Raw genomic sequence first — 26401 nt, forward strand, 5'->3', positions numbered from 1 at the left:
AAAAATAAATGGCGGAAAGAGAGGGATTTGAACCCTCGATACAGGATTACTGCATACACACTTTCCAGGCGTGCGCTTTAGACCACTCAGCCACCTTTCCAAGGCTTATACACTATTATAGTTATGAGTTTTTGTACAGTCTAGTAGTAAAAATATTATTAATTTTGGAGTATGTAAGAGCTTTGATTGAAAATCTATGTTTATTTTATATATTTGTGCAGATCAAAAATATATCTGCAGTTGAATTTAATTGTGTTTATATACTTCCCTTTATGTTGTAATGCTTATCCTGTATGTTATATAGGTGGAATCCTGCAACTGTTCAAATAGCATGACTTTTGATTTAGAAATTTCAACATGGACATATATTAGTTAGAATTTTGAAATATAATGTGTTATGTAATTGCTAATCCATGTAAGTTTTATGATTAATTATTTGTAACTGCTAGGAAATATATCTATAGCCTTGGAGATTTTTTTAAATATGTGAATTACAATTTTTTAATTTGTATTGAATTTATATACTAGGGTTTGTCACTTAATACATTATTTTACGTTATTCATGAATTTGTTGGGTGCGTGTGAAAGTTAATTGTATTATTGCTAGCGATGTCAATAAATATGATTAAATTTTGAAGGTTAATCGTCACTAATTGTATATTGACGATACAATATGTATTCAAAAAGAATGTTTATGTAGATAGTGTTAATTTAAATTCTAGAGATGGTTGTTTTATTGTAAGATATTGGAATCTAAAGTTATTCATTACATGTTAATGATTCTATGTACAAACATGTGTTCAAAGGATGTATATATATGAATACAATTTAAGTTAGTGATTTGTACTATGGATTATGGAGGTTCATAAATTTGAATTATAATGGTTCTATGTTACAGGTATGTGGTCAGAAAGACATGTAATTATCTGGCAAAATTTACATATTTATAAATGAGGGTTAAGGTGAGGTCTTGAGGTCAGACTGTTTCCTTGTTGCAAATTTACTAAAGTTCCGAATGTTGTTCATTACATATTAATGATTCTATATTACAAAGGTACGTTCAGAGAAAGAATGTATATCATGTATAAGAGCTTGCGGAGTATAGTGTTTGTTGTTGGGGTATTCTCTTTAGTTTTTACTCTACTTATGCTTGTTCCAATAGCAGTGAATTACTATACTGGATATGTCTGGCAAGACTTCTTTTGTGCATACCTTTTTACTTTTTTTTTTAGCTTAATGTGTCTTTTTTTTGGAAAGTTATCTAATTTAAAAAAGACGGAAGTTTTTATTTTAACAGCTATTGTCTGGATTATTCTATCTGTGATAGCAGCGGTGCCGTTTGTTTTTGAAGGTAAAATTGCTTATGTAGATGCTTTTTTTGAAGCTGTATCTGGCTTAACTACTACTGGAGCAACGATATTAACTGATTTACAGAGCAAGTCTCCGGGAATTCTAATTTGGAGATCTTTATTGAATGCAATAGGAGGGTTAGGAATTATTGTAAGTGGTATTTTTCTACTGCCTTGCTTGAAAATTATTAATTTACATGAGTTATATCACTCTGAATCTTCCGACCAGTCTAGAAGATTTAAATATGGTATTGTTAAGTCATCAATGTATGTTTTTGTTATATATTGTGTATTAATGACTTTATGTTCAATATTATATTGGATTGCTGGGATGTCATGGTTTGATGCTATATGTCATGCAATGTCGACTGTGTCTACTGGTGGTTTCTCTAATTATGATGATTCTCTACAACATTTTAACAGCACATGTATTGAGATTATAGCAGTAGTATTTATGTTATTAAGTGCTTGTCCTTTAATCTTGTATTTAAAAGCTATTACAAAGCAATACTTTTATGATGAACAAGTAATATTTTTTGCTGTAATTCTTTTTCTTTTTGTAATTATATCTATAGTAAGTTGCCATTTTGATGAAATAACGGAAAATTACTCCTTGGTTAACATATTAAGATATTCTGTATTTTCAGTTGTTTCCTTAAGTACTTCTACAGGTCTTGTGAATTGTGATTATAGTAATTGGCATTTTTTTTCTGTGTTTGGCATTTTTATAATGCTAATAGGTGGGTGTAGCGGTTCTACTAGTGGTGGTATTAAGGTTTATCGAGTTGTATTATTGTTAAAAGCTTCAAGTGCTTACGTAAATGATCTTATACATTCTTCTAAGACAACTACTGTTAGATATAATAGGAGATATGTCAATAAAGATTTTATTCATAACACAGGATTATTCTTTTTTTTATATATTACTGTGTTATTTATAGGATGTATACTTTTGTCTAGCACTGGAATTGATTTCATTACTGCTTTTAGTGCGGTAGCTGCTGCTTTTAGTAATACAGGACCTGGTATGGGAGATATAATAGGTCCAAATGGTAATTATTATCACATATTACCTTTAATGAAAGTACTATTGTCTTGTTTTATGTTGATGGGAAGGTTGGAAGTTATTCCATTTTTTGCTTGTGTATGTTTAGTCACAAATAGTCTATGTAAGAGTAGGTCAGCATAGGTCTTTCTTGTGTTTAGAGTCTACACTTATTCATTGGTTTTACGTATCACTGAAGTATTATATTAATTGAAATATATTCATTAATTTTCACATAAAAAATATATTTCCTGAAGATATTAAAACTAGTTTTTACTTATATTTTAAATTTGAAAAAAACTTGATATTCTTTTGTAAGGATATAACATTGAGTACTTAGAGTTAGTAATACTATAAATTTTAATCATTTACCATGTATATTATATGTTACATTCTGCTGTTATTACAGATCCAAGAAGGGGTGTTTTTGCTATTGTAGATCTTGGTTCTACAAAAATAGTTTGTTTTCTATTTAGAATCTCTCATAACAATGATCTTGAAATTATTGGCATAGGGTATAAAGCTTCCGAAGGAATTAGTGGTGGTACTATTACTGATATGGAATCTGCAAAGTGTTCTATATTGTCTTGCATAGAATCAGCAAAGGGAATGGCACAAGAACCAATAATAAGTCAGGTTTTTGTGAATATTTCTGGGTGTGATATTGATTCTGCAAGTATTATTAATGAAATTAGTGTAACAATGCATGAAATTTCAGATGCTGATATTAGAAATATTATGTTGCAAACTTATGATAAATGTCATAACGGACAGGTTGTACTTCATAATATTCCAATAGTGTACTGCCTTGATGATTTAAATAATATTACAGAGTTGAGAGGGTTATATGGAAGTAGACTAAAAGCTAGTATGCATGTAATTACTGCTTCAAAGTCTGCATTGTTAAATATAGAAAACTGTATTACTAGTTGTAGTAATCTAAATGTAGTTGGATGTATAGCAGAACCTTATGCTTCAGGGTTATCATGTCTTACTGATGATGAAAAAGAACTTGGAGCGATGGTTATGGATATTGGTGGTAGGTATACATCTATTGGTATTTTTAATAAAGGAAGATTAATATATGTAGATAGTGTACCTTTAGGTGGTATTCATATTACCAATGATATTGCATATGGATTGTGTATAAGTGTTAAAGATGCTGAACGTATAAAGGTGTTATATGGGGATGCTATGCTAATATCTCCAGATAAAGATGGTATAATAGAAGCTGATATTGGTGAAGATGAAGTTATTTCAGTTGTGCGTTCTGATTTAGGAAAAATAATTAGGCCTAGGGTAGAAGAAATCTTTAATGTAGTAAAAAGTAGGATAGCAAAGCAAAAGAATTTGATTAATAGGATAATAATTACAGGTGGTTCAAGTCAGTTGACTAACATTAAAGAAGTGGCAAGCCACGTATTTAAAAAGCAAGTGAGAATAGGATTACCTATAGAATTAAAGGGGATTACTCATGATTATAAATACAATCCATCATTTTCTGCAGCAATAGGTACAGTTTTATTAATTTCGAATAGAATACATACTAAGAGAAAAAATACACCTAAAAAGGGCAACATGCTAAAGAAATTTTTAAGATTGATTGCGGTAAAAATTGATAAACTAGTGTAATTTTTTCCTTAGATCACGATCTAGTGTAGAAAGAACACCACTGTTATCTTGTTTTTGGTGATCGTTATTGTATTCTTTGATTAATTCTTGAATAGCACTTGTTGCTATATCAACACTATTTAATTTTAATGATTGAACCATCGATGATACCTGGTCAGATATCTTTTGTACAGCTGTATCAAGATGCTTCTCTATAATATGCTCAATATCTTTTTTGTTAGATGAAATGATAAGGTTGTATTCTTCTTGTGCTTTCTTTAGAATTTCAGTGATGGTTTTTTCAGTTTCATAATTTTGAGCTATTGCACTATCTAACAAATTTTGAGATTGTTTTTGAATGTCACAAGGCAACATAACTTCTTGTTTTAGTTTGTTTGACATAGAAGACAGAGATTGTTTGATCTTTTTATACAATGGCCAAAAGGCTGATAAGGCTCCAATGCAAAACGCAAGATTGGTAACGAAATATGTAGATATCATGTTTTCTCCCTATATAATCTAGTAGTTATATCACGTAACTTATTTTTGTCAGCATATTCACTGCCTAATATTTTGTTATAATACGTCAGAGCTATTTCGCATGTAAGATCTATTAATTCTTGTTCTGTTTGACACTTTAAGTTGTACATATGTTCGTCTGCCATACTAGACATTTTCTGTATTTCTTCATCCAACATGGTCATTAGATCCGCATTAGTATTCTTTACCTCTTGAAGAGCAGAACTTATAATCCTGTTTGCTTCAGCTTTTGCTTCATCTAGACTAAATAACTGCTTACTTAATTCGTCTTGCGCAAGGTTTAAGTTATTTTGAACATAATTTATAGCACCTGTTGTAATGGTATACCTTTTTTTTATAACGTTTTCAATCTTTGGTAAAATGTTTCTACTAAGTACTAAATATAAAACACCGAAAGACAAGAAAAACCAAAATAACTGAGAAGGATAAGATGTTACATCTAATTGAGGTATTATATCCATAGTCTACGCTAAGCTACAAAAATTAATAATAGGGCTAAAAGAAAAGAGAATAAACCCATAGCTTCAACTAAAGCAGCGCCTGTATAAACATATTTTTTTAATTTATCTTCTGTTTCGGGATTACGTGCTAAACCATTAAGCATAGTAGAAAATATATTTGCCACTCCTAAAGCAGAAGCAACCATACCAAAAACACTCAACCCTACAGCAATAAACTTCAAAGATTCCATATACTCCTACCTTTATAAAAAGCTAAGTTTATTATAAGTACATAGATATACGAAGTCAATTGATAAAATTTAGTGTTCATTGATTGCATCTGATAAGTACACGCAAGTTAATACTGTGAATATATATGCCTGTAATATTGCAACAAATATTTCAAATCCAATTAAAATAACAATGAAAATCATAGGTAGAGGGGTAAGAAATATATTCATTTTTATTACAAACCCTGCTATTACTTTGATTATAGTATGTCCTGCTATCATATTGGCAGCAAGACGTATTGATAAACTTATAGGACGTGCACAATATGCAAACAGTTCAATAAAGACCATCATTGGAGCCAACCAGCCTGGTGTACCCTTTGGTAATAATATACGTAGAAAGTGTGTTCCCTGATGTTTGAACCCTATTACTGTTACACTAATAAATACAACCATAGACATTGCAAATGTTACTGCAATGTGGCTAGTTACAGTAAACCCTAATGGTAAAATACCTAATAAATTACATGTTGCGATGAATATAAACATTGTAAAAACTAAAGGGATATATTGTAACCCTTCTTTGCCAACATTACTTTCTATTGTGGAAACAATAAAGTTATAAATCATTTCAATGATTAATTGTATTCCATTTGGTAAGATACTTTCTTTTCTTAATCCAACATAACAAAAAAGAGAAATTATAAGTGTAGATAATACCATAAATAATGATGCATTGGTAAAATCTATATTGTACCCACCAATGCTAGGTAACTTAAATATAGTTAAAATTTTAAACTGATCTAAAGGGTTTGCTGACATTCATGCTCCATACAAACACAATAATTATTATAAGTATCATACTTTAATCATATCAATTGCAGAGAGTTAGTCAATTGGAGTTATGTTGCTATTAAAAATTATATGATTTCTTAATGTAAATTTTTGAGTGAATGTATATGATATTTATGATACAAAGAAAATTGTAAGTATTGTAAGATTATTGTTCATATCAATTATTGATTGAAGATAGGGATGTGAATTATTTCTTATTGTACTTTTTATTATGTAGTTGCATTATAACAACACCTTATGTTTTGATAAAAATCAATGATTTTATAAATAACTAAGAATTGTGAGAAATACAGAGAATCTTTTTATATAGTGCTGTGTGTGTTTAGTTGGTGGTGAAGTATCATTAATTATAGGTAAATTATATTATTTTGAATAAGTAAATAACTAAATTTTTATGATTAGTAATTTTATACCTAAATGTTATGACTTATGTATGATCATTATTAAAGATTATATTGTGAAGATAATAGTCATTAGTACTAGTAGGTGGTAAATCAGTTCCTACAATATAGAAGTAAAGTAGTGTATAGAAATTAGTGATATGAAAAAGGTGTAGACTCATAAATTAATAGTATACTTTCTTTAATAAATAAAATGTTTTTTGTGTTAAAATTTATTAGATGTATAATAAGTTAACACATTGCTTGTCTCTTTGTTATGTATGATAGCTTTCTAAAGCAAGTTCTAGTTGATCAGAATTTTTGTGCATTGGAATCAGTAGTCAGTGCAATAAAGAGTATGCATGTTGGTAGAAAGATATGTGACAATATATGTGATATAGTTAAACAATATGGTAATAATGGTTTTATAGTTACAGATGTTGATATTGTTTCCCTATTAAGTAGGGTTGTGCTTGATAATTTTAAACATTTTATTATTCCGCGTTGGTCTTGTGCTTCTCAAAAATTAGTGGAGTTAATTAAAGAAAAATCTCAGGATTCAGATGTTTTAGTATCTTTTGGTAGTGGTACAATTAATGATATTTGTAAATATGTGAGTTACATTACAGATAAAAGCTATATATCATTTCCAACAGCTCCTTCTATGAATGGTTATACTTCGTCTAATGCATCTATAATGCTGAATAATGGGTCTAAGAAATCATTACAATCTCATTTACCTAAAGCTATATATATAGATATTGATATTATCGTCAATGCTCCGATGAGATTAATAATAAGCGGATTTGCTGATTTCATTTGTAGATCTACAGTACAAGCAGATTGGTTATTGTCACATTTATTGTTAGGAAGTGACTATACTGAGTTACCATTTTTAATTAGTAAAGAAAGTGAAAATGCATTAATCAATGACTATTTAGGATTAATAAAACGTGATGAGTATAGTATTATGGTTTTAATGCAGGCATTGCTTTTGTCAGGATTAGGTATGTTTATTGTAGGAGGAAGTCAATCTGCTAGTCAAGGTGAGCATATGATTGCTAATACTATAGAACTTTTACAAAAAAATGATATGCCCTTCTTTCATGGTGAATTGATTGGTGTAAGTATGGCGACTATGACATGTTTACAACATAGAATGTTGAAATCAGCACCAAGGTTTTATCCTACCTTGATGAATGATGGAAATGTAAAACAGTATTTTAATGCACAATATGCTAAGGAATTCTGTGATATACTGGCTCAGAAATTTATTAATCAACAAAAAGCAGATTACTTAAATAGCTTGGTTAGAGATAGATGGTCTTTTATTGTTGAGGAGATTACAGAAAAGACATTATCTAATGTGTTAGTGAAAGAAATGCTGATTAATATAGATTGCCCAAATAAACCAGAACACATTGGATGGAATGCTAGTAAATATAGTAAGGCAGTAGAATTTGCGTTTGTTACTAGACCAAGATTTACGTTTCTTGATATTGCACATCATGCTAGGTTGCCAATAATCGAAAATATATGAATTAGAATCATGTATTTTAAAGTGAATTAATACTATTTTTGAAGTGATTTGTAAGTGATGATCAAAAATATATCCTGAGTTTGTGTAATATCATGGTGGATATGTGATAGGTTATAAAGCATAGTGTTTAATTATAAAACAAAATAATGTGCTAATATGGATTGTTTAATTATATATTACTTATTAAAGGTTTTGGGTAAGTGTTTTTACCATTACTTTGGTATTTATATTTCAAATGTGTTGAGTAAATATATAAGTTGTAACACATTACTTTTAAGTATATTTTAAAGAATGTGTGCGGATCTTAGAATATCTTTATAATTATTTTAATGATTTGCATTTTATCAGATCATTTTAATTTTTATATAGAAAATAGTATTCTGATGATTTGTATAATTTTGTACTTATAAACCTATGGAATGTAACTTTTTTAAAGTTATAGGTATTCAATTTGTTAAAGTGAATGAGTTTAAAATAAATTCTTATTTATTTCTGATTAGTATAGCCAGTTTTTACATGCCGTAAATTTGTTTTGTATGTATTAATTTCATTTAATTTACTGTAAGATAAATCTGCATTCTCTAAATTGGCATTGGAAAAATCTACATTTTTAAGCTGTGAATTTTCAAAATGGGAAGATTGTAAATTCGTATTAGAGAAATTGACATTTTCTAGGTGTAAACCTGAAAAGTTTGCATTCTTTAATATAGAATTTGAGAAATTTGCATTATTTAAGTTTATTTTTCTGAAGTCAAAATTGGAAAAATTGACATTAAATTCTTTATTGTTTGTTATAGCATTCTGTAAATCTTTAATAGATGTTATTGCTTGGTTAGCAAGGTTTTTTAAAAGGAAGTTCTTATTATTGATAATAATTGTATTTTCAATATCACAATCATTAATTAGAAAATTAGTGAGAATATTTCTATGAATGCTAGATCCAACTATATTTGAATTGTTTATCTTTGCAGACTCTAAATTATTAGTGAAAAAGCTGACTTTGTATATTTTATTATTATTAAATATTGCGAACTCAAGGTTGCTGTTACTTATATTGCTATCTTCTATTGTTGAGTTAGACCATAGTGTATTTGTTGCATTTACTTTATCATATGTGCCATTTTTAATGGTGTTATTATCTATAACTGCAGAAGTCAATTTACTTGAATAGATGGTAGAGTTATTCCATTTTGAATTTTTTATTAATACCATTGTGAGGTCAGAATTTGAAAAAATTGTATTGTTGATGGTTGCATTATTTAAAATAGCATACTTCATATTTGATTTTGTGATATTAGTGGAGTTAAGAAGAACTTCTTGCATGTCTGATTCTTCTATGCTGACGTTACTTAAATCTGCGTTGCTTAAATCTGCATTGGATAGTATAGCATTATTTAAATTCACTCCAACTAGTGTTGCATTACTCATACGTACTTTGTGTAAATTTGTGTTGTTAAGGTTAGTATAATGGGCATCTACGAGGTGCATGTTTGTATTACTTAAGTTAGCATTGTGAAAATTTGCAGAAGAAATGTTTGATACTTCCATATTACTGTTACTTAAATTGCTTCCTGTCATGTCTGATGAATCTAAGTTTACGCCATATAAGATAGTATTTGTTAAATTTGAAAATTGAATTTTTGAGTTATGTAAATTTGCTCCAAAGAAATTTGAATTTGATAAGTTACAATTTTGAATTACTATATTTTCACCTTCAATATCGTGAAAATTTGCTTTTTCTATTCTAGAGTTGAATATTGAGACTAGTGTTAATTCTGTTTCAGAAAAATTTGTGAGTAATCCATTTATTTCTGTTAAGGTGGAATAACGCATATCTGAATTACTGAAATTTGTATTATTAATCTTTGATTGTGTAATTGTGGTTTTTTGCAGATCTGCAGATGTAAAGTTAGCAAAATTTAAGTTTGAGTTTTTTATATTAGATTTACTGAAGTTTGCATTGATAAAGGATGCTCCTTGCATATTAGCATCTATAAAAGTAGAGTTGGATAGATTAGCTCTAGTGAAATTTGCGTGTAGTAGGTTTACATTATTAAATACTGATCCTCGAAGATCTAGATCACTAAAGTCTGCTCCAGATAGATTATTACCAAATTCTTTTTTAAAGTCTAAAGGTATTCCTTTAGCATGACATTTTATTATAAAGCTTACAAAATCTTCTTTAGTATATGGGGTACGCTTTACAGTAAAGAAGTTTTCTTGGTTTATGGGTTCATTTTGATCTTGATTGGTAGTATTAGCAAAACATACATTAGTATTCAAAAATAGAGCATATATTATTAAAATTGTAAAGATATGTTTTATGTAATGTTTCATAATATACTTGTATAGGTTGATAATATAATACAGCTCATTATAGGTAATAAATCTCATAAAATTGTTAATGTTAATTTTGCTATTGTATATTTTTTATTAGATATAAAAAATAGATTATTTTATTCCATTTTGGGTTTTCTTGCATAATATAGTTTTGTAATTTCAAAATTTATGAGATTAATGTGATGTTTATCTACTATTTTTGGAATGTTGTTTTATGTATAGATAGGTATTTATTGGTAGATATAGTGAGAATGAAAAAAGTTACGATATAAGTTTGTATAGGATTTTTAGATAGTAGAATTATAAATTAAAGTGCTGTTTATTTATTATTTTTAATATTCTTATTGTTAATTATATGATATCTGTAGGTAAGCATGGTAGCGGTGGAAGCAACATTTTTTGTAATGCTTATGGATGAAGATTTATGTTTTCATACAGCATGAGTATTATAATCTAAATATATTAGCTTACTTACAACAAGATAAATAAAAGGTAGTAATAGTATGTGGTTAAGGCTAATTGTTGTTTTTATTATTCCCTTTTCTACAATGGTTTTTCTTGGTACGTGGCAAATATTTAGGCTGAAGGAAAAAATCGATATTATTACCACTATGCAAGCTCCACCCACTAAATTATTATCTTATGATTTAGTAAAACAGAGTTATAAAAGTATAAAAGTAAATGGAGCTTTTGATAATGATCATCTGTTTTTTGTTTTTGCTGGAAGGTTAGGTTATTATGTATTGCAACCGTTTCATTTGAGTGATGGTAAGTATATATTAGTGAACAAAGGTACAGTGTTAGATAAGATGAGCAAATTTGAAGTTCTTAATGCTACTCAGCTTGATATTCAGGGAATTCTGTATTGTGATAGTTATAAAAAAATCGGGTGGTTTGTTAAAAATGATATTGATGCTAATGTTTGGTTCTGGTTCGATATAAAAAATATGATGAAGCAAATTAAAATTCCTTTGGAGAGTTGTATAATATGGGCTGATAATACAGTGGCTTTTGATGGTATAACGGCTAATGTTCCACTAAAAATTAGAAATGATCATCTTGAATATATTGTTACTTGGTATTTATTAGCATTGATATGGCTAATAGGTTATATATGTTTATGTTGTTATAAATGAACTTAAGGTAAAGTACTTAACAGTGAAGGAGTAACGTTAAGGATAAGTTTTTAGTTAATGATTTTACATAACAAAACATTAATTTTTTGTAATACTAAAAAGGTGTTGTAACTTTTTATTAGATGATCTTTATTTTTGTATTGAAATTTATGTGTATAATATGTGCTGATATAGGTTTTTTATAAAGTACTATTCCTATATTTAGACTAGGGAAGTATAATATTGTATTCCTTTTTTCCGATTTTATAACAAAATTATAATTGTGTCGAACATGGGTTAAGCAAAGAAGATATTAATTTTGTAGTATAAGTGTTTCTTGTTTGAGTGCCTTTTCTATATTAAGACTTATATACATGGGGTGTGTTCTATATAGAAGTTTTGTAAATGCGGTCTTTGTAGTAAAGATTTATGCTTAATAATTTATGATGTCGAATTAAGTTTCTTACGAGTTTGTAATAGCACTATTATTACGAACAAACATCCACCAATGATGGCCATAAGTCCACCAATTGTAAAACAGTACTTTGCAATTTTTGATGCTGTGTCAGGTAAGTATGTTACTTTTCTTAGAGCTCCGTATCCACCTAACCATTCTAATCCAGTTATATGTAAAAGTTGACCTAAGCTGTATATGTAAATTTGAAGATTAACATAAAAGCTATTTGTACTCCCGAAATTCAATTTTGGTAAAAGCCAGTAAATGAACCCCATGAATACCAGAGTCATTCCAACAATAGATCCATGATAATGTGCAGGTATTGTTACATTCCCATGAATACTTAGTATTCCTAGTATACCACCATAGCTAAATAGTAAAGTTGTACATAGTAAACTATGGTAATTGTATTTTAATAATGTTTTGAAATTGAATAGTGTCAAGATGAATAAAAATGCGGGTATTATTCCTCCCAGAATACGCATGTGCCATGTAAAAAAATCCATCGTAAATTGAGAATCAGCGGGGTGATATATGTATATAATAGGTCCTATAATAGCTGATGAAGTATTTATTATAAATATAATATTGATTACATTTGTGTTCAGTAACTTGTTACTTGTTCCTAACATAATGAAATATACTATTAGTAATGCTTGGCTGAAAGCTATTTGCAGTATATGTCCTCCTCCCCAAAATATATTTTCATAAAAAGACATGATGTGTAAATCATTGGTTGTATGTATTGTATAGTAAGACATAGTGAAACATAAGATAGCACATATGAGTATTATTGAAATACCGTGTACTCCCAATGATATGCCTTGAGGGATATGTAAGTTGTGACATTTGGTTGATAATATTGAGTAGAAGAGTATGCTTATAATGAATGTTGATAATCCTAATAAAAAACATAGGTTGTTTATCACTGGAATATAATTGTTTTTTATCGGGTCTGCATTAGGAAAAAGGACAGATAGCACCATTAGGAATGTACCAATAAATGCAAAGTAACATAGATATTTGAAACATTTTGCGTACTTATTGGTGGAAATTATTAAACTTGATATTATAGAAATAATTGAGGATGCCCATACTAGTACTGATAAATTTACATGTATTACTAATGATGTGTCAAAAACTTTATCTACGTCTGTAATGAAAAATTTTGATATAGGAAGTCTAAGCAAAATAACAAATATAGATAAGAGTCCAGATATTGCTAAAGCAGATATACCTAATAATAACCACTTACGACATAATTTTATATTATAGTTATTTATGTAAGACATGAATATGCACAATATTCTTAAAGAGTAAATTATAAATCTACTATTAAAATAGACAAGAATATTTGTATGATGTTGAATTTAGTAAAATGGTTTTTATGATCCATACTTTATATAAATTACATGTATAAAAATGATCTACAGGAAGTGTGGAGGTATTCATAATTGAGAATGTTTTAGAATTGTTATTATGTGACATGTTTGAACAGTACATAAGCTTTAATATAAATATTGAAGTTATTGAGATTATTATTATTATAGGGTGGAGTATGAGATAATATGCATTATGGTTGGTTATTTTAGAAGGGCTTTGCCTAATTTGTTAACTATATTTAGAATATTTGCGATTCCTGCAATAGTATGTAGCTTTTATATTGGTGATAATAACTCAAATTACATTGCATTTATTATTTTTATTTTTGCATGTATTACAGATTTTTTTGATGGTTATTTAGCACGTATATGGCAGACACAATCTAAATTTGGCAAGCTATTCGATCCAATTGCTGATAAACTTATTGTAGCTGCAGCTGTGATTATGTTGATTTATATTGGTAAAATTACAGGGCTAACTATTATTCCTGTAGTTGTGATAATTTGTAGAGAGATTTTGATTTCTGGCTTAAGAGAATTTTTGATTTCTATGAGTGTTGAACTTCCTGTTATTAAGGTAGGAAAGGTCAAAACATTTATACAGATGTCTGCTATTGCTATGTTAATGTTAAATGATAGTGTAATATTATACATTGGTGAAATGATACTATATTTGGCAGCTGTGTTAACTATGTATTCTGCATATCTTTATATTTGTGTAGCTCTAAAACATATATAATCATAAGAGTAATTGTTCTGCTATTTTATATCTTACTAAAGAGACTCTCTTAGAGTGTTGGCCGGATATATATATATATCCATATTAATGCTACTGCTAAAAACTAATTGTATCTATTACAAAATTTTATAATGCTATAGCCTCTATATTTATGTATGGTTTGACATTGGCATTAGTTTAGTAAAAATCATCTATTGTGATGATAAAAATTTCTAATGTAAAATATTGTTAGATACTACCAAATTAATTAATACCTATTACAAATCTTGGAATAACTACCATATTTACTTATAAGGTTGTTATTAGAAATAATTTAATAAAGATTCAGCTGTCAGTGGTAAAAATTTCTAATGTTAGTGAAAAAAATGGCAATCTTTTTATTGTTTGTTTCTTCTATTACTTCTTGGTCTCGTAGTGATCCTCCAGGTTGGATTATTACACTTATGTTCACAGATGCACTTAGTAATATGCCGTCTGTAAAAGGGAAGAATGCATCGGATGCTAAATTAATTTAATAAAAAGTCAGTATCAGTGATAAAAATTTCTAATGTTAGTAAAAAACATGACAATCTTTTTATTGGTTGCTTCTTCTATTACTTCTTGGTCTCGTAGTGATCCTCCAGGTTGGATTATTACACTTATGTTCACAGATGCACTTAGTAATATGCCGTCTGTAAAAGGGAAGAATGCATCGGATGCTAAATTAATTTAATAAAAAGTCAGTATCAGTGATAAAAATTTCTAATGTTAGTAAAAAACATGACAATCTTTTTATTGGTTGCTTCTTCTATTACTTCTTGGTCTCGTAGTGATCCTCCAGGTTGGATTATTACACTTATGTTCACAGATGCACTTAGTAATATACTGTCTGTAAAAGGGAAGAATGCATCGGATGCTAAATTAATTTAATAAAAAGTCAGTATCAGTGATAAAAATTTCTAATGTTAGTAAAAAACATGACAATCTTTTTATTGGTTGCTTCTTCTATTACTTCTTGGTCTCGTAGTGATCCTCCAGGTTGGATTATTGCACTTATGTTCACAGATGCACTTAGTAATATACTGTCTGTGAAAGGGAAGAATGCATCGGATGCTAAATTAATTTAATAAAAAGTCAGTATCAGTGATAAAAATTTCTAATGTTAGTAAAAAACATGGCAATCTTTTTATTATTTGCTTCTTCTATTACTTCTTGGTCTCGTAGTGATCCTCCAGGTTGGATTATTGCACTTATGTTCACAGATGCACTTAGTAATATACTGTCTGTGAAAGGGAAGAATGCATCGGATGCTAAAACTGCTCCTGTGCAATCCAGGGCTTTCTTTATTGCAATTTCAAGGCTATCAACACGACTCATTTGACCAGCTCCAACTCCAACTGCACGATGATCTTTTGCGATGACAATTGCATTAGATTTTACATATTTACATACTTTCCATGCAAATAGTAGATTAGAAATGGTCTCATCTGATACTGGAAAGTTTGTAACTTGTATTAAGTCTTCCTTTGATATCTGATTTGTATTACTTTCTTGTAGCAAGAATCCATTACTGACATTTTTAATTATATATTTTGGTGAGTTATATTCTGTAGATAGTATAACACGTACATTTTTCTTCTTTTGTATGATTTCCATTGCTTTGTCTGTAATTGATGGACCAATTACTACTTCAATGAAGATTTTGTTTATTTCTTGTGCTATGTCTTCGTTAATTTCTCTGTTTAGTGCAACAATACCGCCAAAGCTACTTTTCGGGTCACAAGAAAAAGCCTTGTTATATGCAGTTGTGATGTCGTCGGCAATGGCTGCACCACAAGGATTACTATGCTTTATAATTACTGCTGCTGGTTGTGTAAATTCTGCTACTATATTTACAGCAGACTCTATGTCTACTATATTATTATAACTTAACTCTTTTCCGTGTAGTTGTTCCAGAGGATATTTATTTTCCGAGCTACTGTAAAATGCACCTTTTTGATGTGGATTTTCTCCACACCTGAGAGTTTGTACCTTTGTTCCATGTATAATAAATGTTTCAGGTAAAATATCATTACTATCTTTGCTTATCCAATTATATATATTACTGTCATAAGCTGAAGTGATAGCAAAGGCCTTAGTGGCTAGGTGTTTCCTATATGTTAAAGTTGTGGAATTTTGATTATTAATCATTTCTGTTTTTAATGTATCATAGTCATTGATATCTGATATTACTGTGACATTATGAAAGTTCTTTGCACCAGATCTTAGTAAAGTGACTCCTCCTATATCTATTTGTTCTATTATCTCGTTTTCGGTTGAAGTTTTAATATTTGCAATTTGAGAGAAGGGATATAAATTTACAACAACTAAATCTATATCATGTATCCCTAAGTTTAGAGCTTCTGCAGCGTGTGTATTGCGGTTACTTAGTATCCCCCCATGAATTTTTGGATGTAGACTCTTTACTCTACCACCCATTATTTCTGGAAAATTTGTATAATCAGATATCTCTGTTGCTTGTAATCCTGCATCCAATAAAGTTTTATAGGTGCTAGTTGTTGCAATAATCTCTACCTTTTGTTCAATTAGAAATTTTGCAAGTTCTATGATATTTATTTTATTATATACAGATATAATTGCTCTTTTTATTTTCATATTTTTCTACATTAATATACACATTAAAAAAATCACACTGCATTTTGCTTAATCATTGCTAGAATTTGTGCTTCCGCTACAAGTGTATCCTCTACATGTGCATAACACTGAAACCTGCATGTATTTTTTCTCCTATGTATGACACTTACTTTAAAAATTAACGTATCACCTGGAATCACAGGTTTGCGAAATTTTGCTAGCTCTATTGACATGAAATATACTGAATAGTTCTGCATGTTGTGTTTTTGAGTGTCAGATATTACACATATTATACATGCTTGTGCCATAGCTTCTACAATAAGTACACCAGGCATGATTGGATTACCAGGGAAATGGCCAATAAAGAAAGGTTCATTAAAAGTAACGTTTTTTATTGCTATTACAGATTCATTAGGTGTGCATGCAGTTACTTTATCAATTAACAAAAAAGGATATGAATGTGGTATCATCTTTATGATTTCTTGAATATTGAACTGCATACAAATTCCTTAATTAATGTATCATTTCTTTATTTCTATGTTTGGTAATTCTTTATTCAATCTTTCTAATACTTCGTTAGAAAAATCTATACCATCAGCAGCGTAAAATACTTGATTCTTCTTCATTAAAAACAAGACTAAACTAACATTTTGTTCCTTTGCTATCTTAGCTGAGATGTTTTTAATCTTGTTGTAAACCATCTCCATAGCATTCATGTACATGTTTTCTAATTCTGAGCCTTTTATAGAAATGTCTTGTTGTAGATTTGATACCTTTGTTTTAAAATCTGCAACCTTCTTTTCAAAAGCCTCAGCACTTAAAATAGCTTTTTGCTTGCTTAAATCTTCTTCGATTTTATGTAATTCTTCTTCTCTTGCTGCAAAACTTTTCTGTAATTCTGCTCTTTTATCGTCTAGTTGTGTTCTAATGCTTTTTACTGATAATGCTTCAGATATAATTACATCACGGTCAATAAAAGCTATAGGGATGCTCTGATTATCTTTTGCCAGAACCTGACAGGTTAAACCAAATAGTAGTATAAAAACAGTTGAAAATAATCTTAATCGCATAAATACCTCTTTTTTTTATTGCATTGAAAATCTTATCATATCTGTAATATCGTAACCTTCTTTTAATATAGGGAACCCAAAATCTAATCTCATTGGCCCAAATGGGGAACGCCATGAAAAACCAAAGCCAACAGAAAGTCTTAATGATTTATTCTCATGGTATTCTTTATCTGTGTAGTCAAGGCCAAATAAAGTTGCTGCATCAATGAAGAGAGAGCCTTTTATTCCCAAATCATCTGGTAGCCCTATAGGAAAATCAACTTGGTTAATCATATTAAAGTAGAATTTTCCACCTAATGCATCTAATGTATTTTTATCTCTTGGTCCTATACCTGATGCATGAAACCCTCTAATTTCATTGCTTCCTATTATGAAACGTTGATTTATCTTTACTTGTTCATTGCTTTTATATGAAAAAACGTATCCCATAGAAGTTTTTACACTTAGAAGAATATCATTGTTAACTTTTGGGAAAATCTCTCTGCTATAATTAATCGAACCTTCAGTTTTAATGTAATGTAATGTTCCACCTAAACCGGAAAAACTTTGGTGAAGCTTAATAAGGTATCCATCTTTAATTTTAGACAAGTTATCAAATTTGCGAAACTGCAAGGAATATCCAACAGATGAATCAATATTTCTACCAGCTTGTTCTTTGATTAACTCAGATGCAGTGTCATTAACATTATATACGTTTACATGCCTATAAGAATAATTCAATGAAAGATTGAGATCATCAGTTATATCATGTGATGTGTGTAACATAAAGCCAGCATTACTACTACTAAAAGCAGCTTCTGTATTACCTGTAAATTTAGTACTTGGATTCATAAGATTTGGAGAATCTTTACCTCCTGGTTTGTTTTGATGTGCATAAAATAAACCAAATCCTATTGCTGAATCAGTGTCCGAAAAATTTGGTACTATGAAATCAATACTACTAGACAAGGAAGAAGTAGATTTTTCTGCTTGTAAAGATAGTATTTTTCCAGTGCCAAGTAAATTTCTCTCTTGTATGTTTACTTTGCCTACAAGCCCAGTAACGCTAGAAAATCCTGCTGATACAGCAAATGTACCAGTACCTCTTTCTTTGACTTGAAAAGTCAAATCAACTAAACTGTCGTTTATTTTATGATTTTCTACATTTACAGATTCGAAAAAACCTAATCCTAATATATTTTTATAAGATCTGCTGATGACACTAGCATTATATATGTCACCTTCAGAAATATTCAGCTTCCGCCTAATTACTTGATCCAAAGTGGTCTTATTATTAGTAATGCTTATCTTATTAATATAAACTTTATTTCCTGTATATATTATGTAATCTATATCAACTACATCATCTTTTATACGGTATTCATGTTTTATATCTGAAAAAAAGTTACCATTATTATTTAAATGTTGAGTGATTTTTTCGATAGAATTATTAATGGATTCTCGATTAAATATATCTCCATTTTTTGATAATATAAGATTCTGGATTTCTTCCTTTAATTGTTGATGATTGTTGACTTGTTTATCTATAATTATATTGCTATTACCAAATTTATACCTTATTCCTTCTTCAAGAGAAAAAATAAGATTAATGTTATTATCATCTCTCATTTCTGGTACTATGGATTTGATCTTAAAATCTATAAAACCTTTAGATGTGTAAAAGTTATATAAACCTGCTTGGTCAAGCATTAACCTTTCAGAAGTGAATTTTGTATTACTATTGAATATTTTATAAGGATAATATTCAGTTGATTGTATGACTTTTTTGAGTATGCTATCTGGAAAAAATTTATTCCCAATAAACCGGATAGTTTTTATTTTTGATGTTGGTCCTTCATTTATTTTGATAATTATGTCTATTTTATTGTTTTCGAGCTCTTTTATTTCATAATCAATTTTTGCACTTAACTTACCTTTACTTTGGTATAATAGTAACAAGTTTGATATATCTTGTTGTAGCTTTGATTTTGTGAAAACTGCTAACTTTTTTAATTTTAGAATGTCATTTAGCAAATCCTTTTTGTTAAATTCTTTGTTCCCATAAAAAACTATGTTATTGATAACAGGATTTTCCTTTACATTAATTACTAAATAATTGTCCTTATTAACATGTACTTCAACATGTGAAAATAATTGTGTTAAGTATAGGTTCTTAATAATTTGATCAATAGTGTCCTGTGTTACATTATCTTGTAAATTAACTTTTGAGTAAAAATATATAGTTTTATAATCTAGCCTATGATTGCCATTGACTTGAACTTGTTTAACTTTAGTGTTTAAAACCTCTGCATTTGCAAAAGAAGAAGTAAATAATACTAAAATAATAATAATAACGTATCTCATAAAACTACTTAAACATACTTTTTATATCATTAAATGTGGCAAGAATCATTAAAGATAACAGAAGCATTAACCCGATGGTAGATATACATTGCTGGTATCTAGGATTGAGTTGTTTACGTCGTAATATAGCTTGAACAAAATATTGAAAAATATGTCCCCCATCTAACATAGGAACTGGTAGTAGATTCATTATGCCCAGATTAATAGAAATCATGGCCATGCACAACAATACTTCATTATGTTTTACTGATTCTCCAGAATATTGGGCAATGCGTATAGGACCACCTAATTCAGAAATACTACGTTTTCCTGTTAACATTTGTCCCAAAATCTGAAAGATTGATTTTGATAACAGATAAGTGTAATTAATAGATTGAACAAAAGCATTACTAATACTTAGTTTTTGAAATTCATAATTACTGAATGTATTACTTATTGTTACCCCTAAAAATGGCCTTTTTTTTACGCTGCCGAACAGTCCTTTTTCTTCCTTGATAGTTGGCTTAACTTTGATATTATGAATATGTCCATCACGCGAATATTCTATAGTTAACTCTTGGTTATCTTTTGTGTATTTTTCTATATGCTGCTTGATTTCCTCAAACCATTTAATCTGATGGTCATTGATTTTGAGTATTATATCTCCTGGTGCTAATCCAACATGTTCTGCTACGCTATCTTGTACTATACCTCCAATAACAGAATTATGCTTCATCATGCCTTTAGTAGTAAAGAACATCATAAGTATTACTATAGCAAAAAGCAGGTTTGCTAATGGTCCAGCAAAGACAATAAAGAATTTTTGATATAAAGGCTTTTCACAAAATGCAAACAACTTGTCTTCTTCGGATAAATGCTGAGAACTTGCTCTAGCCCCAGATGGGTCGTCATCTCCTAACATTTTTACATATCCACCTATTGGTATTACACTAAATTTCCACCTTGTTCCGGATTTGTCGTTAATCCCAAATAACTCTGGTCCAAACCCTATAGAAAAAACTTCGACCTTCACATTGCATAGTTTTGCAACAATATAATGACCATATTCATGAACAAAAACTATAACAGACATTATAATAAGAAACGATAGCAAATAGAATGAACCGTTATTGAGTACATGATACAGATTATCAATAATACTTGTCATAGGTAGAATACTACATGTCATTAAAACTAAGTTGGATGATATAGTATATTTATATGGTTGACAACATAATATGTAATAATTTTAATTGGAAGATTTGAGAGATATTAGACACAAATTTTATGAATGAATTGCTAGTGAAACGTAAGGAATTATTGTACAGGAGTTTACATAGAGGGTGCAAAGAAATGGATATAATACTTGGTAATTTTGCTTCGCATTACATTCATCTCTTATCTTCTGAAGACATTGGTAAATATGAGACAATTGTGAGTACTAATGATCATCAGCTTTATAAATATATTATAGGACAGGAGCCAATTCCACAGTATTTAGATAATAACATTATGAAAAGTATTATAAACTTTAATGAATCGTTAGTAAGGTCGAAGTTTTTAGATTAGCATAAGTAATGTGTAATATGTTTGATCTTGTTGAGAAATATTTATTAGTATTTTGTATCAGTTATTGGTAATCTTTAACATGTTTGTTAATTATTGAATTTATTATATAAATAAATTAGAATATGAAGCTGATTATCAATTATCTAGTGAAGAATAAATAATTTTATTTTTTTATGTTAATTTAAAAATAAAATTGTATTTTTAGTGTTAATACTTTTTTAAGTATACAAACTTATAGTTGCTATGTGTGTCTTCTTAATAAATTTATAATTAATATTATGTCTGTTTAAAATGTTATAAATATGTTTTTTAATGCTGATTCAATATATATTTTAATATGTGCTTTGCTTGGTGGTATTATTTTAAATTGTATGCCATGTGTGTTTCCTGTCTTATCATTAAAAATAATGTCAATGATTAAAAATGCTCAGAATGGCAAAGTGTCACTAAAAGCTGATGGAATATCATATACTCTTGGAGTTATGGTTAGTATGTTTCTATTGTCTTCGGTGCTTTTAGTGTTACGTCATTTTGGCTATCTGATAAGTTGGGGATATCAGATGCAATCTCCAATATTAATTACTTTATTGATGTATGTAATGTTTTTGATGGGATTATCTTTTTCTGGTTTTTACGATTTGCCATTTATTGTTCCTAGTTTTAATAAAGTTAAATCTAAAGAAGGATTAATAGGTAGTTTTATTGTAGGGATATTATCAACATTTATTGCTACTCCGTGCACTGCTCCTTTTATGGTATCTGCTGTCACTGTTGCTTTAAATCAACCAAATCTCTATTCATTGTTGATTTTTCAAGTGCTTGGTTTTGGAATAGCATTACCTTATTTATTATTGTCATTTTTTCCAGGGTTATTGAAGCTCACTCCTAAGCCAGGTAGATGGATGGAAATTTTACAAAGGTTTTTAGCTTTTCCACTTTATTTTTCTGCCGCATGGTTGCTCTGCATCTTAATAAAGCAAGAGGGACCAGAAATATTATTTGCTGTGTTGTCTTGTGCTATATTGATTGTTATGGGGATATGGATTATGAAATTTATAAGATCTTGGAAGCCTATGAGTAAATTTATAATTTGCTTATGTTTGTTGTTTATAGCAATTTCTCCTTTGTATTTTGAGTCAGTAAAAGAATTTGTAATGAAACATAAAGAAGAGAAGCATATTGTAGTAGTGGAGTTTTCTCAAACAAAGTTAGAGCAACTTCTTAAAGCAAAAAAGACGGTGTTACTGTCTGTAGGTGCAGATTGGTGTTTGACATGTAAGGTTAATGAGAGAGTTTTTCAATTAGACACTATAAAAACTTTATTTATGAAGAAAAGTATTTACTATATGAAAGGTGATTTAACTTCTAAGAATCCTGAGCTTACAGATTATATTAACCAACTAGATAAAAATAGCATACCACTTTATGTATTGTATGTTAATGGGGTTAAGGTTAAAGTTTTGCCGCAAGTTCTCAGTGAAAAGATAGTAGTTGATATTATAAATCAATATGTAAAATAAGAGAATTTTTATTGTAATAATGCTGTATTGAATTCTATTAATTGTAGATGGCTGTTAGTACAGTTAATTCGTTATTGCAAGGGGTATATTGCAAATTTGAGAAATGGTTTTAATAATTTCTGTAGTGTATGTTCCTATTTAGATGTATACAAGGTTTATAATGTTAACATAATTAAAAATTTTCAACTGGGATTATCATGAGTAAGATAAGAGTGAACAGTATATACGTGTTTCAGGTTATAGTGCAATAGTAAGTTTATGTATATCAATAGAGTATAGTAAAAATTAGAAAAGTTTCATAATATACGTAGATTTAGGAATTAATCTTTTTGCTGATGCAAACTAATTAGCCTCACGTTAACTGTAGCAATACATCCCATCGAAATTTTTAGTTATGCTCTAGTTGTTATTGAGAAACAGATTTATCTGGCTTAGGAAAAAATATATACCATATCCTTTGAAAGAAATGGAGGCTATTTACATCATTTGCCGCGTATATAGGTATCACACGCTCTGTAAATTCTGGTATTTGTATATAAAGTTTACCAATTTCTTGTCCTTTTTTTATTGGAGCAGATATTACGTTGTCATGTGAAAAAAAGGTTTTAACTGTGTTATATGAGCCTTTAGGATATAAAACGGTAATATCATTATTAAAAACAGCTTCTACGTATTTTGCATCACCGTTTCTGACTGCTATTTTTTTTACTTTATTATCTTTATGAAAAATAGTTTTACTACTAAAATTATTGAAAGAGTAATCTAACAGTTGTTTTATTTCAGATAAACGTTCTTTCTCGGTTTTAAGACCATTGATTAATATGAATATACGTCTGCCTTCATGTTTAGCAGAGATTATGGATCCATATCCTGTTATATCTGTGTGCCCACTAATCATACCATCTATTCTATTATCTGATAATAATAAGTTGCTACTTTCTTGATATATATTATTGTACTTAAGATCTTTTTTAGAAAATAGATGATAATATTCGGGAAAATCTTCAAAAAGTTTTACTATGAGAGTTATTAAGTCACGTGTTGACATTACTTGATTTTTGTCTTGTGCCCCTATTACATTAGTGAAATGAGATTTTGTTAAATTAAGTTTTTGTGCTATGCGATTCATCTCATTAACAAAATTTTCCTGTGAACCTGCTACCCCTTCTGCTAGAGTAATACAAGCATCATTAGCAGATGTTGTAATAATCCCATTGATTAAATCTCTTACTGCTACTAGCTGTCCTGCTCTTAGAAACATGGAATTGCCACCTTTCTGCCAAGCTTCCTTGCTAGTTTTGAATTTATCTTCCATTCTTATAAATCCAGCTTTTATATAGGAGAATGTAACATATAGAGTCATCAAATTGCTCATAGATGAAGGTACAATTTGCTCGTCGATATTGTGCTCTAGTAACATTGTGTTAGAAAATAAGTCAAATACTGCTACTTTAGGTGCTGTTAGTTGTATAGGTAAAGCTATAGCATTACTTACATATGTTTGAATACCAATAGAACAATATAATAATAAAAGGATTATATAACGTGACATTGTCAAATATATACTTAAAAACTTACGAGCTTCTATATATATATCAATCTTCATGTGAGATCAATAATATAATTGGTTGGTATATTTTGTGTTATAACCTCTAGTAAAAGTACTTTGTATGTTGTTTAACAGCTTATGGTGAATAAATCTTCTGCTATATGTTGGATGTGCTAGAAAAATTGCTCTTGTTATATAAAAGTATATTATACAACTATATCAAATACTTATCGTGTAAGTGTTTAGTACAATTCTATCATAGCTTTATAGCATTGTGTAGGATATATAAAATAAAAACAGGAAAATATGGGTAAATTATTTTATGGAGAATATAAGCAATTACAAAAATTTTGTTCCTAATATAGAAGATACTGTCTTTATTGCACCTACTGCTTCTGTTATAGGGAATGTTTACATTGGTAAAGATGCTAGTGTATGGTACAACTCAGTATTACGGGGAGATGTAGGAATAATCAGTATAGGTGAAGGCACTAATATTCAAGACAATACTGTAGTGCATGTTGATAGAAATTATGGTGATACAGAAATTGGAAAAATGGTTACAGTTGGACATGGGTGTATACTACATGCTTGTCAAATACATGATTATGCATTTATTGGTATGGGTTCTATTATTATGGATAAGGTGATTATGGAAAAGAATACAATGTTGGCGTCAGGATCTTTAATCACAAAAGGGAAAGTAATCAAATCTGGAGAATTATGGGGTGGTAGGCCAGCAAAATTTTTTAGGATGCTTTCTGAAGAAGAGATAAATCACATCAAGGAATCTGCTAATAATTACATACAATTATCTCGGGAATATTTAGGTTATTAGGTAATTATACGTCTAGCAGATATACATTGTAGATAGTTATTGCATTAAGATTACTTGTTTTATGTGTGTGAGAATTTCTGGTGTTTTTACGAATAAGAAGCTTTGTTTTCCTGGGAATTGAGCTTGTAGAAATAGTGTAATAAAATAAAGATAAGTACAAGTTATTAACTTATGCTTATATATAATCAGTGAAGATTTTACTAATTATAGTATATTATATCACTTTTAAGAATCTACATAATTATACTATAACATGATGTATGATATATAACAGCTATGTATAGATATTGACTATTATAGTGTATATAAAAGTTATCCTTATTATCATCAAGTTAAGTTAGATAAAAATAGTATAGTGATGGGTATTAGATTGTTGTTTTTAGGGATGTATTATACTTATGTACAGAAGGGTATATTATATAGTGACTTATTGGAATTGCTTGTTTTGATATATACAGGAATTTTTTTGTGTTTTGAAGAACAGAAAATTTTGTTCTCATAGAGGTTAAGTTTGTGAAAATGGTCTAATTCAGTAGATGTTAGATTGCTTTATAATTAAAGATTTATAACTTACACAAGAGTAGCACGTAGATAAGAAAACAGCATAATCTTAATTCAAGATTACAAATCTTGTACAGTATAACCGAATAATTGGGAGATTTATTAAACATCATAAATACCACTAACTTAGACTATAAGGCTGGCAAAAGCATGATATATATATCATATGATAATAGTGTAGATATTCTTTGTTTTAGTATATGCATAGGTTGATTTTCTTAAAAATAGAAAACTCTTCTTTTGTTAGAAAATTTCGAATTATTATTCTTAAATGGTTATTGTGTTGTTGATAATTAAAGTTGAAAATGCTTTGATATAAGAAAACTTCTAACGCAC

The 26401-nt window shown here is 29.0% G+C and carries 21 protein-coding genes, 1 tRNA gene and 3 pseudogenes; 9 read left to right on the plus strand and 16 right to left on the minus strand.

What is annotated here, in order from left to right; translation table 11 throughout:
* Positions 1–9 precede the first annotated feature (9 nt).
* Positions 10–100, minus strand: a tRNA-Ser gene (locus EHF_RS00405).
* Positions 101–1104: 1004 nt separating this feature from the next.
* Here EHF_RS00405 and EHF_RS00410 point away from each other — a divergent pair.
* Positions 1105–2538 (plus strand): TrkH family potassium uptake protein, encoded by a 1434-nt coding sequence (locus EHF_RS00410; protein WP_232228945.1) that lies wholly within the window; start codon positions 1105–1107, stop codon positions 2536–2538.
* A gap of 240 nt (positions 2539–2778) precedes the next feature.
* Entirely contained in the window at positions 2779–4026 is a 1248-nt protein-coding gene (ftsA, locus tag EHF_RS00415; protein WP_044193986.1) for a cell division protein FtsA, read from the plus strand.
* Here the strand turns inward: ftsA and EHF_RS00420 are convergent.
* The 4 genes from EHF_RS00420 to EHF_RS00435 all read right to left on the minus strand — a co-directional run bounded on the left by EHF_RS00420 (position 4018) and on the right by EHF_RS00435 (position 6037).
* Entirely contained in the window at positions 4018–4506 is a 489-nt protein-coding gene (locus tag EHF_RS00420; protein WP_044193988.1) for an ATP synthase subunit B family protein, read from the minus strand. The two genes, ftsA and EHF_RS00420, sit on opposite strands and share 9 nt — an antisense overlap.
* The gene (locus EHF_RS00425; RefSeq protein WP_044193989.1) at positions 4503–5006 is read right to left on the minus strand and encodes a F0F1 ATP synthase subunit B family protein; all 504 of its coding nucleotides are present in this window, start codon (positions 5004–5006) and stop codon (positions 4503–4505) included. The genes EHF_RS00420 and EHF_RS00425 overlap by 4 nt, the downstream gene beginning before the upstream one ends.
* Positions 5007–5014: 8 nt before the next feature.
* The gene (locus tag EHF_RS00430) at positions 5015–5236 is read right to left on the minus strand and encodes a F0F1 ATP synthase subunit C (protein ID WP_006011614.1); all 222 of its coding nucleotides are present in this window, start codon (positions 5234–5236) and stop codon (positions 5015–5017) included.
* A gap of 69 nt (positions 5237–5305) precedes the next feature.
* Positions 5306–6037, minus strand: coding sequence for a F0F1 ATP synthase subunit A (locus EHF_RS00435; RefSeq protein WP_044193990.1), 732 nt, complete (start codon positions 6035–6037; stop codon positions 5306–5308).
* Positions 6038–6727: 690 nt separating this feature from the next.
* Here EHF_RS00435 and EHF_RS00440 point away from each other — a divergent pair.
* The gene (locus EHF_RS00440; protein WP_044193991.1) at positions 6728–7990 is read left to right on the plus strand and encodes an iron-containing alcohol dehydrogenase; all 1263 of its coding nucleotides are present in this window, start codon (positions 6728–6730) and stop codon (positions 7988–7990) included.
* 486 nt (positions 7991–8476) lie between these two features.
* On the opposite strand, the gene EHF_RS00445 is transcribed toward EHF_RS00440, so the two are convergent.
* Entirely contained in the window at positions 8477–10327 is a 1851-nt protein-coding gene (locus tag EHF_RS00445) for a pentapeptide repeat-containing protein (RefSeq protein ID WP_044193992.1), read from the minus strand.
* A gap of 506 nt (positions 10328–10833) precedes the next feature.
* Here EHF_RS00445 and EHF_RS00450 point away from each other — a divergent pair.
* Positions 10834–11466 carry an SURF1 family protein gene (locus EHF_RS00450; protein WP_044193993.1) on the plus strand — a complete coding sequence of 211 codons (633 nt, stop codon included), beginning with the start codon at positions 10834–10836 and terminating at the stop codon, positions 11464–11466.
* Between the two features lie 420 nt (positions 11467–11886).
* Here EHF_RS00450 and EHF_RS00455 read toward each other — a convergent pair whose 3' ends face one another.
* Positions 11887–13194 carry a cbb3-type cytochrome c oxidase subunit I gene (locus EHF_RS00455; protein WP_044193994.1) on the minus strand — a complete coding sequence of 436 codons (1308 nt, stop codon included), beginning with the start codon at positions 13192–13194 and terminating at the stop codon, positions 11887–11889.
* 283 nt (positions 13195–13477) lie between these two features.
* On the opposite strand from EHF_RS00455, the gene pgsA reads away from it, so the two are divergent.
* On the plus strand, positions 13478–14023 hold the full coding sequence (gene pgsA / locus EHF_RS00460; protein ID WP_198015093.1) for a CDP-diacylglycerol--glycerol-3-phosphate 3-phosphatidyltransferase: 546 nt from the start codon (positions 13478–13480) through the stop codon (positions 14021–14023).
* A 331-nt stretch (positions 14024–14354) separates the two neighbouring features.
* Here pgsA and EHF_RS04820 read toward each other — a convergent pair.
* A pseudogene (locus EHF_RS04820) lies at positions 14355–14528 on the minus strand (bifunctional phosphoribosylaminoimidazolecarboxamide formyltransferase/IMP cyclohydrolase); the annotation flags it as partial.
* Positions 14529–14585: 57 nt separating this feature from the next.
* On the opposite strand from EHF_RS04820, the gene EHF_RS04905 reads away from it, so the two are divergent.
* Positions 14586–14735: a hypothetical protein gene (locus tag EHF_RS04905; protein WP_198015095.1), complete on the plus strand. Its 150-nt coding sequence runs from the start codon at positions 14586–14588 to the stop codon at positions 14733–14735.
* Positions 14736–14748: 13 nt separating this feature from the next.
* Here the strand turns inward: EHF_RS04905 and EHF_RS04830 are convergent.
* From EHF_RS04830 to rseP, 7 genes and pseudogenes are all read right to left on the minus strand, one after another.
* A pseudogene (locus EHF_RS04830) lies at positions 14749–14922 on the minus strand (bifunctional phosphoribosylaminoimidazolecarboxamide formyltransferase/IMP cyclohydrolase); the annotation flags it as partial.
* Positions 14923–14945: 23 nt separating this feature from the next.
* A pseudogene (locus EHF_RS04835) lies at positions 14946–15119 on the minus strand (bifunctional phosphoribosylaminoimidazolecarboxamide formyltransferase/IMP cyclohydrolase); the annotation flags it as partial.
* A 23-nt stretch (positions 15120–15142) separates the two neighbouring features.
* Positions 15143–16657: a bifunctional phosphoribosylaminoimidazolecarboxamide formyltransferase/IMP cyclohydrolase gene (gene purH / locus EHF_RS00465; RefSeq protein ID WP_044193997.1), complete on the minus strand. Its 1515-nt coding sequence runs from the start codon at positions 16655–16657 to the stop codon at positions 15143–15145.
* Positions 16658–16689: 32 nt separating this feature from the next.
* A complete protein-coding gene (gene fabZ / locus EHF_RS00470; RefSeq protein ID WP_044193999.1) occupies positions 16690–17136 on the minus strand; it encodes a 3-hydroxyacyl-ACP dehydratase FabZ in 447 nt (148 codons plus the stop codon).
* Between the two features lie 21 nt (positions 17137–17157).
* Positions 17158–17706 (minus strand): OmpH/Skp family outer membrane protein, encoded by a 549-nt coding sequence (locus EHF_RS00475; RefSeq protein ID WP_044194001.1) that lies wholly within the window; start codon positions 17704–17706, stop codon positions 17158–17160.
* Positions 17707–17721: 15 nt separating this feature from the next.
* On the minus strand, positions 17722–20049 hold the full coding sequence (gene bamA, locus EHF_RS00480) for an outer membrane protein assembly factor BamA (RefSeq protein ID WP_044194003.1): 2328 nt from the start codon (positions 20047–20049) through the stop codon (positions 17722–17724).
* 4 nt (positions 20050–20053) lie between these two features.
* Positions 20054–21121, minus strand: a complete 1068-nt coding sequence (rseP, locus tag EHF_RS00485; RefSeq protein ID WP_232228946.1) for an RIP metalloprotease RseP — start codon at positions 21119–21121, stop codon at positions 20054–20056.
* A gap of 260 nt (positions 21122–21381) precedes the next feature.
* Here rseP and EHF_RS00490 point away from each other — a divergent pair, with 260 nt between their 5' ends.
* Entirely contained in the window at positions 21382–21597 is a 216-nt protein-coding gene (locus tag EHF_RS00490; RefSeq protein WP_232228947.1) for an FAD assembly factor SdhE, read from the plus strand.
* 302 nt (positions 21598–21899) lie between these two features.
* Positions 21900–23117 carry a protein-disulfide reductase DsbD family protein gene (locus EHF_RS00495; protein WP_044194009.1) on the plus strand — a complete coding sequence of 406 codons (1218 nt, stop codon included), beginning with the start codon at positions 21900–21902 and terminating at the stop codon, positions 23115–23117.
* A 406-nt stretch (positions 23118–23523) separates the two neighbouring features.
* On the opposite strand, the gene EHF_RS00500 is transcribed toward EHF_RS00495, so the two are convergent.
* Positions 23524–24723: a D-alanyl-D-alanine carboxypeptidase family protein gene (locus tag EHF_RS00500; protein ID WP_232228948.1), complete on the minus strand. Its 1200-nt coding sequence runs from the start codon at positions 24721–24723 to the stop codon at positions 23524–23526.
* 265 nt (positions 24724–24988) lie between these two features.
* Here EHF_RS00500 and EHF_RS00505 point away from each other — a divergent pair, with 265 nt between their 5' ends.
* On the plus strand, positions 24989–25504 hold the full coding sequence (locus EHF_RS00505) for a gamma carbonic anhydrase family protein (RefSeq protein WP_044194011.1): 516 nt from the start codon (positions 24989–24991) through the stop codon (positions 25502–25504).
* Positions 25505–26401 lie beyond the last annotated feature (897 nt).

Origin of the sequence: Ehrlichia japonica, assembly GCF_000632845.1 — a bacterium.
Taxonomy (GTDB): domain Bacteria; phylum Pseudomonadota; class Alphaproteobacteria; order Rickettsiales; family Anaplasmataceae; genus Ehrlichia; species Ehrlichia japonica.

What these genes read in the sequence shown, in the direction of transcription:
- EHF_RS00450 (WP_044193993.1), top strand. Translation starts at nt 10,834, where the DNA reads ATGTGGTTAAGGCTAATTGTTGTTTTTATTATTCCCTTTTCTACAATG.
- fabZ (WP_044193999.1), bottom strand. Translation starts at nt 17,136, where the DNA reads ATGCAGTTCAATATTCAAGAAATCATAAAGATGATACCACATTCATAT.
- EHF_RS00475 (WP_044194001.1), bottom strand. Translation starts at nt 17,706, where the DNA reads ATGCGATTAAGATTATTTTCAACTGTTTTTATACTACTATTTGGTTTA.
- EHF_RS00435 (WP_044193990.1), bottom strand. Translation starts at nt 6,037, where the DNA reads ATGTCAGCAAACCCTTTAGATCAGTTTAAAATTTTAACTATATTTAAG.
- EHF_RS00505 (WP_044194011.1), top strand. Translation starts at nt 24,989, where the DNA reads ATGGAGAATATAAGCAATTACAAAAATTTTGTTCCTAATATAGAAGAT.
- rseP (WP_232228946.1), bottom strand. Translation starts at nt 21,121, where the DNA reads ATGTCTGTTATAGTTTTTGTTCATGAATATGGTCATTATATTGTTGCA.
- EHF_RS00500 (WP_232228948.1), bottom strand. Translation starts at nt 24,723, where the DNA reads ATGAAGATTGATATATATATAGAAGCTCGTAAGTTTTTAAGTATATAT.
- purH (WP_044193997.1), bottom strand. Translation starts at nt 16,657, where the DNA reads ATGAAAATAAAAAGAGCAATTATATCTGTATATAATAAAATAAATATC.
- EHF_RS00440 (WP_044193991.1), top strand. Translation starts at nt 6,728, where the DNA reads ATGTATGATAGCTTTCTAAAGCAAGTTCTAGTTGATCAGAATTTTTGT.
- EHF_RS00420 (WP_044193988.1), bottom strand. Translation starts at nt 4,506, where the DNA reads ATGATATCTACATATTTCGTTACCAATCTTGCGTTTTGCATTGGAGCC.
- EHF_RS00495 (WP_044194009.1), top strand. Translation starts at nt 21,900, where the DNA reads ATGTTTTTTAATGCTGATTCAATATATATTTTAATATGTGCTTTGCTT.
- EHF_RS00445 (WP_044193992.1), bottom strand. Translation starts at nt 10,327, where the DNA reads ATGAAACATTACATAAAACATATCTTTACAATTTTAATAATATATGCT.
- EHF_RS00425 (WP_044193989.1), bottom strand. Translation starts at nt 5,006, where the DNA reads ATGGATATAATACCTCAATTAGATGTAACATCTTATCCTTCTCAGTTA.
- EHF_RS00430 (WP_006011614.1), bottom strand. Translation starts at nt 5,236, where the DNA reads ATGGAATCTTTGAAGTTTATTGCTGTAGGGTTGAGTGTTTTTGGTATG.
- EHF_RS04905 (WP_198015095.1), top strand. Translation starts at nt 14,586, where the DNA reads ATGACAATCTTTTTATTGGTTGCTTCTTCTATTACTTCTTGGTCTCGT.
- pgsA (WP_198015093.1), top strand. Translation starts at nt 13,478, where the DNA reads ATGGTTGGTTATTTTAGAAGGGCTTTGCCTAATTTGTTAACTATATTT.
- bamA (WP_044194003.1), bottom strand. Translation starts at nt 20,049, where the DNA reads ATGAGATACGTTATTATTATTATTTTAGTATTATTTACTTCTTCTTTT.
- EHF_RS00455 (WP_044193994.1), bottom strand. Translation starts at nt 13,194, where the DNA reads ATGTCTTACATAAATAACTATAATATAAAATTATGTCGTAAGTGGTTA.
- ftsA (WP_044193986.1), top strand. Translation starts at nt 2,779, where the DNA reads ATGTTACATTCTGCTGTTATTACAGATCCAAGAAGGGGTGTTTTTGCT.
- EHF_RS00490 (WP_232228947.1), top strand. Translation starts at nt 21,382, where the DNA reads ATGGATATAATACTTGGTAATTTTGCTTCGCATTACATTCATCTCTTA.